The 12,392-nt window shown below is 67.4% G+C and carries 15 protein-coding genes; 8 read left to right on the forward strand and 7 right to left on the reverse strand.

The window, feature by feature from the left end; all coding sequences use genetic code 11:
• Positions 1-24 precede the first annotated feature (24 nt).
• Positions 25-414 carry a lipocalin-like domain-containing protein gene (locus ACPCUW_RS21695; RefSeq protein ID WP_423426720.1) on the forward strand — a complete coding sequence of 130 codons (390 nt, stop codon included), beginning with the start codon at positions 25-27 and terminating at the stop codon, positions 412-414.
• On the opposite strand, the gene ACPCUW_RS21700 is transcribed toward ACPCUW_RS21695, so the two are convergent.
• Together ACPCUW_RS21700 and ACPCUW_RS21705 are read right to left on the reverse strand one after the other, a co-directional pair.
• Positions 415-915, reverse strand: a complete 501-nt coding sequence (locus ACPCUW_RS21700; protein WP_423426721.1) for an acetyl-CoA carboxylase biotin carboxyl carrier protein — start codon at positions 913-915, stop codon at positions 415-417. It abuts the gene before it with no gap.
• Between the two features lie 15 nt (positions 916-930).
• Positions 931-1,713 (reverse strand): SDR family NAD(P)-dependent oxidoreductase, encoded by a 783-nt coding sequence (locus ACPCUW_RS21705; RefSeq protein ID WP_030515850.1) that lies wholly within the window; start codon positions 1,711-1,713, stop codon positions 931-933.
• Positions 1,714-1,899: 186 nt separating this feature from the next.
• Between ACPCUW_RS21705 and ACPCUW_RS21710 the strand changes: the two genes are divergently transcribed.
• The 4 genes from ACPCUW_RS21710 to ACPCUW_RS21725 all read left to right on the forward strand — a co-directional run bounded on the left by ACPCUW_RS21710 (position 1,900) and on the right by ACPCUW_RS21725 (position 4,841).
• Complete coding sequence (locus tag ACPCUW_RS21710) at positions 1,900-2,319, forward strand: nuclear transport factor 2 family protein (protein ID WP_423426725.1); 420 nt, start codon at positions 1,900-1,902, stop codon at positions 2,317-2,319.
• A gap of 32 nt (positions 2,320-2,351) precedes the next feature.
• Positions 2,352-2,963, forward strand: coding sequence for a malonic semialdehyde reductase (locus ACPCUW_RS21715; RefSeq protein ID WP_423426727.1), 612 nt, complete (start codon positions 2,352-2,354; stop codon positions 2,961-2,963).
• A gap of 147 nt (positions 2,964-3,110) precedes the next feature.
• Positions 3,111-3,875 carry a sigma 54 modulation/S30EA ribosomal C-terminal domain-containing protein gene (locus ACPCUW_RS21720; protein ID WP_423426728.1) on the forward strand — a complete coding sequence of 255 codons (765 nt, stop codon included), beginning with the start codon at positions 3,111-3,113 and terminating at the stop codon, positions 3,873-3,875.
• A gap of 9 nt (positions 3,876-3,884) precedes the next feature.
• Complete coding sequence (locus ACPCUW_RS21725; RefSeq protein WP_063011996.1) at positions 3,885-4,841, forward strand: acyl-ACP desaturase; 957 nt, start codon at positions 3,885-3,887, stop codon at positions 4,839-4,841.
• Between the two features lies 1 nt (position 4,842).
• Here the strand turns inward: ACPCUW_RS21725 and ACPCUW_RS21730 are convergent, their stop codons facing one another.
• Complete coding sequence (locus ACPCUW_RS21730) at positions 4,843-5,535, reverse strand: PAS and ANTAR domain-containing protein (protein ID WP_423426730.1); 693 nt, start codon at positions 5,533-5,535, stop codon at positions 4,843-4,845.
• A gap of 54 nt (positions 5,536-5,589) precedes the next feature.
• Complete coding sequence (locus ACPCUW_RS21735; protein WP_064904302.1) at positions 5,590-6,024, reverse strand: hypothetical protein; 435 nt, start codon at positions 6,022-6,024, stop codon at positions 5,590-5,592.
• Positions 6,025-6,104: 80 nt separating this feature from the next.
• Here ACPCUW_RS21735 and ACPCUW_RS21740 point away from each other — a divergent pair, with 80 nt between their 5' ends.
• Positions 6,105-6,557 carry a hypothetical protein gene (locus ACPCUW_RS21740; protein ID WP_423426732.1) on the forward strand — a complete coding sequence of 151 codons (453 nt, stop codon included), beginning with the start codon at positions 6,105-6,107 and terminating at the stop codon, positions 6,555-6,557.
• Between the two features lie 206 nt (positions 6,558-6,763).
• Here the strand turns inward: ACPCUW_RS21740 and ACPCUW_RS21745 are convergent, their stop codons facing one another.
• On the reverse strand, positions 6,764-7,129 hold the full coding sequence (locus ACPCUW_RS21745; RefSeq protein ID WP_063909364.1) for an STAS domain-containing protein: 366 nt from the start codon (positions 7,127-7,129) through the stop codon (positions 6,764-6,766).
• A gap of 243 nt (positions 7,130-7,372) precedes the next feature.
• Here ACPCUW_RS21745 and ACPCUW_RS21750 point away from each other — a divergent pair, with 243 nt between their 5' ends.
• Positions 7,373-8,752 carry an ABC1 kinase family protein gene (locus tag ACPCUW_RS21750; RefSeq protein WP_063011988.1) on the forward strand — a complete coding sequence of 460 codons (1,380 nt, stop codon included), beginning with the start codon at positions 7,373-7,375 and terminating at the stop codon, positions 8,750-8,752.
• Here the strand turns inward: ACPCUW_RS21750 and ACPCUW_RS21755 are convergent.
• Together ACPCUW_RS21755 and ACPCUW_RS21760 are read right to left on the reverse strand one after the other, a co-directional pair.
• On the reverse strand, positions 8,733-9,071 hold the full coding sequence (locus ACPCUW_RS21755; RefSeq protein WP_423426734.1) for a hypothetical protein: 339 nt from the start codon (positions 9,069-9,071) through the stop codon (positions 8,733-8,735). The two genes, ACPCUW_RS21750 and ACPCUW_RS21755, sit on opposite strands and share 20 nt — an antisense overlap.
• Before the next feature lie 138 nt (positions 9,072-9,209).
• On the reverse strand, positions 9,210-10,427 hold the full coding sequence (locus tag ACPCUW_RS21760) for an esterase/lipase family protein (protein WP_423426736.1): 1,218 nt from the start codon (positions 10,425-10,427) through the stop codon (positions 9,210-9,212).
• A gap of 662 nt (positions 10,428-11,089) precedes the next feature.
• On the opposite strand from ACPCUW_RS21760, the gene ACPCUW_RS21765 reads away from it, so the two are divergent.
• Complete coding sequence (locus ACPCUW_RS21765) at positions 11,090-12,364, forward strand: PucR family transcriptional regulator (protein WP_423426737.1); 1,275 nt, start codon at positions 11,090-11,092, stop codon at positions 12,362-12,364.
• Positions 12,365-12,392: the final 28 nt, after the last annotated feature.

Here is a 12,392-nt window from a genome sequence, read left to right on the forward strand (position 1 = left end):
GCGGCGGCACGCATCGTGAGGACCATGACTGCGACTGATCTCGTCGGCACCTGGGAACTGCTGTCCTACTACGACATCGACGACGCGGACGTGCGCAGCGAAGGGCCACTGGGCCCGGCGCCGCGCGGTCTGCTCATCTACACCGCACAGGGCTCGGTCTCGGTGAGCATGATGCGCACCGGCGAGACCACCGCCGCGAACACGTTCATGGGCTACGCCGGAACCTGGCGCACGGCGGGAAAGGCGGTGGTGCACGCGATCAGCGTCTGCTCCAATCCCGCCTGGGCCGGCACCGAGCAGGTACGCCAGATGTCCCTCGACGGTGACGTGCTGACGCTGATCGGCGCCGCACAAATGGACGGGCGGACCCAGCGCCGCATTCTCACCTGGCGCAGGTCCGCCCGCCCGTGCTGATCACTCCGGCGAGTACGAGAACAGAGGTTCGTCGAATTGCACGGATTCCCCGTCCTGTTTGAGGATCGCGGTGACGACCCCGCCCACCTCGGCCGTCACCGGGATCATCAGCTTCATCGCCTCCACGATGCCGACCTGACGCCCCGGCGACACCCGGTCGCCGACCGCCACGAACGGCTCGGCACCGGGCTGCGGGCTCCGATAGAACACACCCACACTGGGTGCGCGGATCACCGGATCGGTCACCGCCACCTCGGTCGCGACGTCGGTTGCGATTGCCGGTGCTGCCCCGGCACTCACGCCCACCTCCCCCGAGCCCTGCGGCCACTGTGCCTCCACGGTCACCTCACCGACCTGGATCCGCAGGCCGCTGGGCTGGGCGGGAAAGCCGGCCAGCAGGCGCAGCGCACCCGACTGGATGGCGTCGAGTATCTGCAGGTAGTCGTGCTGGGCGGCGTCGAGTTCCGGTGTGGGCGTGACGTTTTCGTCCATTGCTGTCATGACGGCGCTCCGCGGTCAGTAGTTGCCCAGGCCGCCACAGACATTCAATGCCTGTGCGGTCACGGCGGCGGCGGCCGGCGAGATCAGGTAGTCGACCATCGCGGCCACCTCGTCGACCTGGACATAGCGGCCGATCGGCACCCGGGCGCTCACCCGCGCGTGCACCTCGTCGGTGTCGACACCCCACAGACCCGAATACACCTCCCGAACCCGTTCGGCCATCGGCGTTTCCACGAATCCGGGGCAGACCGCGTTGACCGTGATCCCGGTCTTGGCCAGCTCCAGCCCCAGCGCCTTGGTGAAGCCGACGACCCCGTGCTTGGAGGCGGAATAGGGCGCGCCGTGAAGCACACCCTGCTTACCGCCGGTCGAGGCGATGTTGACGATCCGGCCGCTGCCCCGCTCGAGCATGCCACCGGCGGTGAGCGCGGCCTTGGTGGCGTAGAAGACGCTGTGCAGGTTGGTTTCGATCACATCGAGCCACAGCTCGTCCTCGATCTGCGCGGTCACGCCGCCGCCGCTGCGGCCGGCGTTGTTGACCAGGATGTCGACGGGCCCGAACCGCCGTACCCCGGCGTCGACGTACTCCCGGATCCGGTCGGCGTCGCGAACGTCGCAGCCCACTCCGTCCACCGCGAATCCGTCGTCCTGCAACTGCTTGGCCGTATCGGCCACCCGCTGCTCGTCCCGGGCACAGATGAACACCGCAACACCCTGTGCCGCCAGGTTTTTCGTGATCTGCAAGCCCATCCCGCTGGTCGCTCCGCTGACCAGCGCCACGCGCTGACTGTCCGCCATATCTCCTCCATCGGTGCTGGATCCGGTTACGCCGGCCCGTCCGGCCACCAGCGTCGCGAAAGGCCCTATAAGACCGGTCAAACCGATGCGGGCTCGACCGAATCTCGAGTGCCGTCGGCGACCGTGGAGCGCGATCGAGGTCCGCCCGGAATCCCGGCGGCCACACCGTCTTCCGAGGAGCCGTCCATGACCACTGTCGCCAGCCGCGCCGAGCTGTACGCCGAGGTCCAGCAGTTCTACGCCGATCAGATGCAGCGCCTGGACAACCGCGACATCACCGGTTACGCCGAAACCTTCACCGAGGATGCCGAATTCGAGCACACACCCGGCCGCCCGCCCGCGCGCACCCGCGCCGGGATCGTGTCGGATCTGGTGGAGTTCCACAAGCGCTTCGACAGCGATCCGATGCAGCGCCGGCACTGGTTCAACATGATCAACCTCTCCCCGCGCGACGACGGCAGCATCGTCGCCACGATGTACTGCCTGGTGGTCAAGATCCGGCCCGGCGCGGCGCCGGAGATCGCGCCGAGCTGTGTGGTGCACGACGTGCTCGTCCGCATCGACAGCGAACTGCGCACCCGCTCCCGCCGCGTCACCCGCGACTGACCGAAACCGCAACCCCGACAAGGAGTTACGCTGTGAGCACCGCTCAGCCCACCACCCACCTCACCCTCGCGGCCGAAGCCCAGGACCTGCTGTTCCGCACGGCCCGCACCGCCAACACCTTCACCGACGAACCGGTGAGCGACGAGCAGATCCGCGACATCTACGACCTGGTCAAATACGCGCCGACCTCGATGAATCAGCAGCCGCTGCGCATCGTGCTGGTCCGCGGCGCCGAGGCCCGCGCCGCCCTCGTCGAGCACATGCTCGACAACAACAAGCCCAAGACCGAGAAGGCGCCGCTGACCGCGATCCTGGCCGCCGACCTCAATTTCCACGACCACCTGCCCAAGGTCTTCCCGCACGCACCCGACGCCAAGGACTACTTCGCCGACGACGACTACCGGGCCGAATCGGCACGGTTCAACGCGCTGATCCAGGTGGGCTACTTCATCCTCGGCATCCGCGCGGCGGGGCTGGCCGCCGGCCCGATGAACGGGTTCGACGCCGCCGGTGTCGACAAGGAGTTCTTCCCCGAGGGCACGCACAGCGCCCTGGTCGTGGTCAATATCGGCAAGCCGGGCCCCGACGCCTGGTACCCGCGCTCCCCGCGGCTGGAGTACGACGAGGTCGTCACAACCGTCTGACCTCCGCCCGCCCGAAGCCCGATCGGAATTTCCGATCGGGCATTTCGTGCTTCCTCGAAGGGACTTTCGGCCCTTGGGCGCCATCCTCCGCGTCGGCACAGTTGTCGTGCGTCGAAACGGGCCGGGTGAGCGAAAGAGGGCGAGCGGGTGTTGCGGGAATCTCAGGCATGGTCGTCGGCAGCGTTCCCGGACATCGTCATCTTCACCCGCGGGCCGGTACCCGCCCTCGAGGCCGAACGCGTGGCCGGGGCGGTGGGCCGGCTGCTGGCGCGCCACAGCGTCACCGGCGGCGCCCGGGTGCGGGTGACCGCCGCTCCTGGCGAGACCGAATCCCTGCTGGTCCAAGTGAATCTCGCACTACCCGCTCGCCCGGTCCGGATGCAGGTGCGCACCCGCGAGCCCCACGAGGTGCTGTCGGTGGTGGTCCGGCTGGAACGGCAGCTCACCGACCCGGCCGTCCGGGAGTGGCCGGATCCGGCCCGACCGGCGCTGGCCGACCCCGGCGTCGGAAAAGTCTTGCGCCGCAAGGCATTCCCACTCGACACCCTGCGCCCGAAGTCGGCCGCGGCGATGATGGACACGCTCGACTTCGACGTGCACCTGTTCGTCGACGCCGAAACCGGTGAGGATGCCGCCGTCTACCGGGCCGGCCCCTCGGGACTACGGCTGGCGCGCCGATCTCGGATGCATCCGCCCTCCGATACCGGCGGCCGGATCTTCACCGTGCACTCGCGTCCGACACCCATCCTCACCGAATCCGCGGCGGTGGAGCGGCTGTGCGAGCACGGCCTGCCCTTCCTGTTCCACATCGACGCCTGCACCGGGCGCGGACATCTGTTGTACCGCCGCTACGACGCGGATCTCACCCTCGTCACACCCTGTGCCGAGGTCGCATTCGACACGGAAAGGTAGATCACCAGCGTGGCACGAGAGTTGACACAACGGGAAATCCTCACCGAACTCGAACCGGTCGCCGCCACGGCACTGGACCGGCATCTGTCGATGGTCAAGGAGTGGCATCCACACGACTACGTCCCGTGGGACGCCGGTCGCAACTTCGCGATGCTGGGCGGAACCGATTGGGAGCCCGGGCAATCCACGCTCAGCGAGGTGGCGAAGGCGGCGCTGGTGACCAACCTGCTCACCGAGGACAACCTGCCCTCCTACCACCGCGAGATCGCCGAGAACTTCTCCCAGGACGGCGCCTGGGGAACCTGGGTGGGCCGCTGGACCGCCGAGGAGAACCGCCACTCCGTCGTGCTGCGCGACTATCTCGTGGTCACCCGCGGCGTCGACCCGGTCGCGCTCGAGAACACCCGCATGACCCATATGACCAACGGCTTCACCCCGGGGGTGGCCCGGCTGCTCGACGGCGAAGCGGGGTTCCTGTATTCGGTTGCGTACGTGAGCTTTCAGGAACTGGCCACCCGCGTCAGCCACCGCAACACCGCCAAGGTGTGCGACGACCCGATCGCCGACCGCATGCTGCAGCGCGTCGCGCTCGACGAGAACCTGCACATGATCTTCTACCGCACCATGTGCGCCGCCGCGTTGGATCTCGTTCCCGATCAGGCGATGACGGCCATCGACCTCATCGTCGAGAACTTCAAGATGCCCGGCGCCGGAATGCCCAACTTCCGTCGCAACGGAGTGCTGATGGCCAAACACGGCGTCTACGATCTGCGCCAGCACTACGAGGACGTGCTCGAACCGGTGATCCGGCAATGGAACATCTTCGGCCGCAACGACTTCGGCCCACGCGGCGAACAGGCCCGGGAACGACTGGGCGCCTTCCTGGAGAATATGGAACTGGTGCAGATCCCGCGCTTCGAGGAGCACCGCGATCGATCCCTGGCCCGCGAGCGGGCCCGCGCCTGATTCAGCGGGGGTGGCGCGGTATGCGGGTGTGAGCGGTGAGCAGCAGGTGGTCGAAGGCGGTGAGCGTCTGCGGCTGCGCCTCCGGCAGTGTCTCCAGTTCGGCGACCAGCTGGGCGGCCAGGTCGCGCAGTTTGGTGTTGGTCTCCTGCGAACGCCAGGACAGGATCTTGAACGCCTGCTCGGCATTGACGCGATACATCCGCATCAGCACACCCTTGGCCTGTTCGATCACCGCGCGATGCTCGATCACGTCGGGCAGGGCCGCCGACAGGGTTTCACGCTCGCTCTCGGCCAAGGTCTCGGTGAGGTCGATGTAGAAGCCGCCGGTACCGATGACAACTCCGGCATCGTCGTAGAGGCGGTCGGCGACCACCATCACGTGATGCACCTGTCCCGCGGTGTCGATGAACCGGTGCCGGCTGGAGAACGATTCACCCAGATCGACCGCGCGGGCGATGCGCGCCGCCACATCGTCGCGGTCGTCGGGATGCTTGTGGGCGAGCAGCAGCTCGGTGGTCGGCACCACGCTGCCGGGGGTGTAACCGTGCATCCGGTACACCTCTTCCGACCACTCCCAGCGCCGGGTCGCGAACCAGAACCGGAAGGATCCGACCCGCGGCACACTGCTCGGATCGACCGGTGCCGTTTCTCCCGTCGTGTGATCATGTTCGTTGTCCATGCTGTTGCGCCGCACGAAACAATTATGGCCGGTGGAGATCGTTGCGGTGGTGCGGTCAGCGACGACTGTTCACATGAAGGGCCACAGATCCGCGTCGCGGTGGGTGGTCTGCGCCAGCCGGGGATCGTCGGCCGAACGCAGCCAGCGCACCGGCACCCGGATCGGTTCGATCGAGGGCAGGCACGCCACCCGGCCGGTGCGGTCCACGAGCGATCCCACCACGCGATATCCCTGCTTCGGCGCCAAGCCCAGGGCCGCGGCCTGGTCGTCGCTGAGCGTGACCTCGGTGTGCGAGCGTTCGATGAGCCGCAGTCCCTCGACCGTCACCGGATCGGTGTCGTAGTCGACGTTGGAGACCGTGAGCCGGAACCGGGCGCCGGTGAGCAGGCTCGCCACCCACATCGATGTGCCCAGTCGCTCGCGGTCGGGATAGCGGGCGGCCGGCAGTCGATGCGGGACCAGCACCACGTAGGTATGCCCGATCTCCACGTCACGGGCGCGCATGGATTCCAGAATCGTCCTCCCGGCGTTCCGGTGCAACGTTGCCGTTACAAGGCTCGCCGCGCGGGCATAGTGTGTGGTGCATGACGGAGTCCGCCGCCCGGCGCGCGGGTGAGCGCGCCGCACAGGCAGCCGAGCGGGCCGAGGAGCTGGCCGCGCGGCAGGCCGAGCTGAGCGCGGGACGACCGATCACACACGAGGACGTCGACATGGCGGCCGAGCGGGCTCGACAGGCACTCGCGCGTGCGGAAAGCGCTCATCGGGCGGCCTCGGATCGGCACGAGGACGCCGCACGTGCCCACGAACGCGCGGCTGCCGCCTACGAGAAGGCCGCTGCTCACGCCAGGGCTTCGGCGTCCCGCACGGGTTCGGCGTCCGGCATGGATCCGGCGTCCGGCGCCGCGCACGCCTCCGCGGCCGACCGGTCTCGCCGCGATGCCGCCTTCCACCGCGCCGCGGCGGCACGGGATCGCGCCGCCGCCCGTGAACAGCGAATCGAGGCCGAGCGCGAGTTCGGCAACGCCGCGACCGAATAGCCGATCGAGGCCGCGTGGGTCACGTCACAACGCGGCCCGGAAATAGCTCGCCGGGTGTCTCGGTTGTATCCGCTGTCGGCGTCCGGACAGCCCCGGGCCGCACCCTTCAGTCGCTTCGAGCGACCACCCGCCGAGAGGCGCTTGTGGGACGTCGACCTCATACGGACGCCGCCGGGAACGCCACCCGGCGGCGTTCTGCTGTCGGCTCAGCGAGCGGTGACGCCGGCGCTGGCCAGATCGTCGTACACCGAGACCATCCTATCCAGGCCGGTGACCTGGATGACACGTTTGGCCGCCCCGGACGCGACCACCCGCAAACGCCGGGGAGTCACCGTGGTCGCGGCCGCGTGCAGCACGCTCAGACCGGCCGAACCCAGGAAACCCACTCCGGACAGATCGATGACCGGCGCGGCCTGGTCGGCATCCTCGAACGCCTCGCTCATCCGGTCCAGCACACTCTGCAGCTGGTCGGCCGTCATCGCGTCGACATCGCCGTACGCCGATATGACGAGCGCACCGCCGGTCCGGTCGACCTCGACGCTCAAGCCGCTGTCATCCACCAAGACACTCATCTCCTCGTCACCGCCATACATCACATTCGTATACAACCCCCGCCGCGAGAGCTCAAACCTCTTTTTTTCTCCGCTCGGTCGCGGCTGTGTGCTGTTCCGACGTCGGCCGCGCGTTTTCGTGATATCCACGCGAGTGGATCCGAACGGCCGAACACTCGCGGGCAGGCCGGTAGCTTGGCCTCGCCTCGCCCCCACTCGGTCCGGCGCGGTGAGCGGCAGGTCCGAAAAGATGGAGGTTTAGCAGTGAGCAACCGGGTTCCCCACGGCCGTATCTCGCGCGGCAGCAAAATGGGCCGGCTCGCTGCGGGACAGGCGCTGCGCGGGGTCGGCACCCGGCTGTCGATGGTGGGCCGCACCGAAGAAGCGCGCCGGCGCTTGAGCGAACGCTCGGCGATGCAGGCCGCCCAGCAACTGGTCACCGTGCTCGGCGGGATGAAGGGCGCGGCGATGAAGCTCGGGCAGATGCTGTCGGTGCTCGACCTCGACCTCCTCCCCGAAGAACAACGCGAGATGTTCCGCACCAAACTCGCCCAACTGCGCGACCAGGCCCCGGCCTTCCCGTTCTCCGCCATGCGCGCGGTGATTGAGAACGATCTCGGCCCGATGGCGCGGATCTTCGCCGACTTCGACGAAACGCCGATCGCCGCCGCCTCCATCGGGCAGGTCTACCGCGCGCGACTGCGCGACGGGCGAGACGTCGCGGTCAAGGTCAAATATCCCGGCGTCGACCGAGCCGTCGAAGCCGATATGCGCAACCTCATGATGATCAGCCGCCTGTGGAAGGCGGTCCTGCCCAGCGCCGCCGACGAAGAGGTGCTCGCCGAAATCGCCCGCAACATCGGCAGCGAACTCGACTACCCCCGCGAGGCCCGCACCCAGCACCACGTCGCGACCCGCTACCGAGGCCATCCCTACATCAGCGTGCCCGACAGCATCGAACAGTGTTGCGGCCCCGATGTTCTGGTCACCGAACTGGTCGACGGCGAACCGTTTCAGCACATGCGATCCCTGCCCGACGCCGATCGCACCCGCATCGGTGAGCTGATCTACCGCTTCTACATCACTTCCCTGTTCACCGACCACGAGTTCTGCGGCGACCCGCATCCGGGCAACATCCTGCTCACCCCGGACGGACGACTCGCCTTCGTCGACTTCGGGCTCTACACCGCCATGAGTCCCGCAGACGTCGAACTCGAACGCGAGATCATCCGCGCCGCAGGCGAATACCGCGCCGAGCACATCTACCACTCCTGGGTCGCCCAGGGCATCGTCGATCCCGACGCCGGAGTCACGCCCGAGGAATGCCTCGGCTACATCTGGGCAGCGACCGGCTGGCACCTGATCGACGAGGACATCACCGTCACCCCCGAATTGGCCACCAGCGCAGTCGTTCTCGCCGTCGACCCCCGCGCGGCCGAGTTCCGCGGCATGCGCCACCAGCGCCTGCCACCCGAGCACGTGTTCTCCCGCCGCGCGGACCTGTTCACCTATGCCGTACTCGGACAACTGCACACCACCAACAACTGGCATCGCCTCGCCCGCGAATGGCTCTACCACGAACCACCCGCGACCGACATCGGCGCCGATATCGCCCGCTGGCGGTTCACGGCACGATCGTCGTGATCGGCACCGCGCCGGGATAGCCTCGGTCGCGGGCATACCAGCACAGGAAGCCGTCGGTGTCGGCCGACAGATCGGTCACCCACCAGCGTTCCATCCCGTCACACAGATCCATATAGGTGCAGCAATCGCGCAATTCCGCGAACGAACCGCGCTGCCGCGCCGCACATACGAGTGCCGCGACGATCCGCCTGGCCGGAGGATGCCCGTAGACGACCCAGCCGTATCCGTCCTCGAGCGGCTGGAGCCGGACACCGTAGAAGTGGCGGCCGAACAACCGGCCGAGTGTGGAATCGATTGCGTAGCAGCGCACATCGCGCATGGGCACCTCCGAATTCGTCGTCGACACCGAACGCCGCCACGGACGCGCGGTATCGGGCCTGGAGAGCCGAGATGCCCACCGGGTGGTGGTCGATCCACCCGGTGGGCACGGCCGCCGCGCTGGGACGGCTGCGGTGGGTCACAGTTTGCCGCCGCCACCCACCAGCCACGGGTTGAAGCTGCAGGTCAGCGCCGGAGTCTGGGCCGGGTCGAGGGCATGCAGGATGATCGACAACACCCGCGGCGAGTACATCATCGTCAGGTGATCCGACACGTCCTGCTCACATCCGTCCTGCAGGGTGATGTTGTCGACCGTCGCACCCGGGCCGGGCTTCAGGAACGTCAGATCGTAGGGGTTGGTGATCTCGTCGTAGCGGCTGCCGACCACCGTGTAGTCCACCCCCGGCACGGTGTCGCCGCCGGCGTTGAGCTGGTTGACGAAATCCGAGCCGATCGTCTGCTGAATGCCGGCGTGACCGACGAAGATCTCCACCAGACCCAGCACGTCGATGCCGAGGTTGTTGATCATCCGGCCCAGCGCGCCGATACCGTCCAGTGAGGTGCCGTGGTTGGTGGCGCCGAAGGTCATCATGTGATGCACCTTCGCCGCACCACCGTCGAACTTCAGATACCACCGCGACATCGCACCGCCCTGGGAGTGGCCGACCAGATTCACCTTCTGTGACCCGGTCGCGGCCAGCACCCGATCCACGAACTGCGCCAACTGCTTCGACGAGTCCTGGATGTAGCCGGTGCCGTTGGTCCCCGGCAGCACCGACCCCAGACCGCCACCCTGGATCAGGTTCGACTTGCCGTAGTTGAACGTGAACACGCAGTAGCCGGCGTCGTGGATCGGCTGGCTGATGTAGGAGAAGTTGTCGTAGGCGTTCTCCCACGTCCCGTGCACCAGCACCACCGGCTCCGGATGCGCCGCAGTCGGTTTGCAATTCCAGTCGTTGGTCCCCGGCGGCGCGACATCCGGATTCAGCAGCCCGTAGCCGAAGGCGGCCAGGAACGAACTCTGCGCCGGGCCGTAACCGACTGTGTCGCTGAATGTTCCACCCGACGAGCCCGAACTCGAACCGGAACCGCCGTAGCAGTCACCGGAACCGTTGCCCGAGCCCGCGCCACTGCCCGAGGTGCACGCCGAACCGGTGCCCGAGCTGCCGCTGTCGGCGATCGCGTGGGCGGACGGATTCTTCAACCCGTGCGTGATCATCTCCGCGAGCTGCTGCTCCTGCTGCTGATCACCGACCGGGTCGGCGCCGGCGCCGACGCCGGTCAGCCCCACGGTGAGCGCGGCGGCCGCCGCGACAATGGCCGCACTCGTACAACTGCGGCGAATACTTTTCTTCATGGTGTTCCTGACATCGTCGAATTCGCTGCCCGGAAAGTCGTCGATCGACGTTTCCGGAATTCGCGAGCAAACGCTACGGAGACAATCGAGCGCGCTGCGACGGTTGTGGTGATGTCTTCATGGGTTCACGAAACTATTCAGGGACCGCCATGAATCCACACAGTCGATTCGTTCGGGGCCGGGGATATGGCGGAAGGGATATGCGAGGGCTCGCGCGAATTCGATGCTCACGGGTCGGACGTGCATTCTTTCCGGCGCGGTCACAGCTGCGACTCGACACCGGAGATTCGATCGTGCTTCGGGGGCCCAGGCCGGCACGGACCACGGCCCGCCGGGACAACTGGGCACCCGGGACAACTGGACGCCGGGAGGCCGGACGCCGGGACGCTAGGGAGGCCGGGGGATGCCATCAAGGCCGGGGAGGCCGGGACTCGAGCTTCGCGCAAAAAGTGAGCAGTGGGACAGTTATGCGCGTTCCGCACTCTCGAATTCGCCCGCAGTACGAGCATTTTCACACTTCAGAGCGCTGTCATATACCAGCAGCACGGTCCGCGAATCCGAGTAGAAGGTGAGCGAGGACTCGCATTAATCTTCGATTCCTGGACCGGCGGCAACATGTCGGCGGCCGGACACCACCCGCAGTCGTGACGAGGAGGTCACCCGTGACGATCCGATCAGCGCCGGAAACTTCGATCGCGCACGCCTCGAGCACCGGGCTCATCACCGCCGATGACACCGAACGCCTGGCCGATCTCCTGCTGTCGCATCTGCGCACGAAGATTCATCCCTTCACCGCACTGCCTCGCCCACTGCTCGACGGGGACGTGAAGGCCGTGATCCGCGTGTGCATGCGGTGGGCGAGCGAACGCGGCAGCGCGCCCGCAACGGCCGACCCGGCGACGTTCTTGCAGGTCGCGGCAGCTCGATGGGCTCGCGCCGACCTGCCGGTCGAGAAGGTGCTGCACGCGATGCACGTCGCGTTCGCCGAAGCCCTCGAGGTTGTCGTCCCGCGCTCGGGCGAGCCGAGTGGCGCCCGCGTCATCGCGTGGACAACGGCCGCGGTGGAGTTGTCCGACCTGTGCACCGGGGCCATCAGCAGGGCGTACGTGCGCGAACTGAAAGCCGCCTCCGGCGACCACCACAGCGCCGTGCACACGCTCACCTCGGCGCTGCTCGCCGGGCACGCGAGCTCGAAAGTGGCGCGGGAATGCGGCATTCCGATCGCCGACGAGTACTACGTGCTCGCCGTCCGGGTGGCCCCGCATCCGGACGAGAACCGCCCGGGTCTCGATCGGCACGTGGTCGCCGGCCGCAAGCTGCGCCGCATCCAATCGGCGCTGACCCGCCAATTCCAGGACCGCGCTCTGGCGATACTGTCGGTGGACGGCGGGACCGTCCTGCTGCCCTCCGGCGTCTGCACCGAACCCGAACTCGCCCGCGCCGTCGAGGTGGTGGGCGACTATGCCGCCGCGCCGGTCACCGCGGTCGTGACCCGATGCGCCACCGAGGCCATCCCCGCCGCCGCGCGGCGAACTCACGAACTTCTCGACACCACCGAATCCCTCGGAATCGGCTCCGGACTACACAAATTCGACGACCTGGCGCTGCAATATCAATTGACCCGCCCCGGAATCGGCCGCCGAATATTGGAAAATCGCATCGCCCCGCTCGACGATCACCCCGAACTTCTGCGCACGCTGCACGTTTTCTTCCACACCGATATGAATCGGCGGCGTACCGCACGGCAATTGAATATCCATCCGAACACCATCGATTACCGACTCCGGCGAATCGGGCAATTGACGGGTTTCGACCCTTCCCGCAGTCAAGGTCTGTGGTATCTGCGTTCGGCACTCATCGCCCGCGCCGCCGGTACCCCGTTGACAGCCGCATCGGAGTTCCCGGCTCAGGCGGAACAGCCACGCCGCTCCGCCTGAGCCGGCACGCGCCTGGTGATCAGGCGCC

Origin of the sequence: Nocardia sp. AB354, assembly GCF_049538315.1 — a bacterium.
Taxonomy (GTDB): domain Bacteria; phylum Actinomycetota; class Actinomycetes; order Mycobacteriales; family Mycobacteriaceae; genus Nocardia; species Nocardia nova.

What these genes read in the sequence shown, in the direction of transcription:
- ACPCUW_RS21735 (WP_064904302.1), bottom strand. Translation starts at nt 6,024, where the DNA reads ATGCGCGCCCGTGACGTGGAGATCGGGCATACCTACGTGGTGCTGGTC.
- ACPCUW_RS21695 (WP_423426720.1), top strand. Translation starts at nt 25, where the DNA reads ATGACTGCGACTGATCTCGTCGGCACCTGGGAACTGCTGTCCTACTAC.
- ACPCUW_RS21700 (WP_423426721.1), bottom strand. Translation starts at nt 915, where the DNA reads ATGACAGCAATGGACGAAAACGTCACGCCCACACCGGAACTCGACGCC.
- ACPCUW_RS21710 (WP_423426725.1), top strand. Translation starts at nt 1,900, where the DNA reads ATGACCACTGTCGCCAGCCGCGCCGAGCTGTACGCCGAGGTCCAGCAG.
- ACPCUW_RS21760 (WP_423426736.1), bottom strand. Translation starts at nt 10,427, where the DNA reads ATGAAGAAAAGTATTCGCCGCAGTTGTACGAGTGCGGCCATTGTCGCG.
- ACPCUW_RS21745 (WP_063909364.1), bottom strand. Translation starts at nt 7,129, where the DNA reads ATGAGTGTCTTGGTGGATGACAGCGGCTTGAGCGTCGAGGTCGACCGG.
- ACPCUW_RS21740 (WP_423426732.1), top strand. Translation starts at nt 6,105, where the DNA reads ATGACGGAGTCCGCCGCCCGGCGCGCGGGTGAGCGCGCCGCACAGGCA.
- ACPCUW_RS21755 (WP_423426734.1), bottom strand. Translation starts at nt 9,071, where the DNA reads ATGCGCGATGTGCGCTGCTACGCAATCGATTCCACACTCGGCCGGTTG.
- ACPCUW_RS21705 (WP_030515850.1), bottom strand. Translation starts at nt 1,713, where the DNA reads ATGGCGGACAGTCAGCGCGTGGCGCTGGTCAGCGGAGCGACCAGCGGG.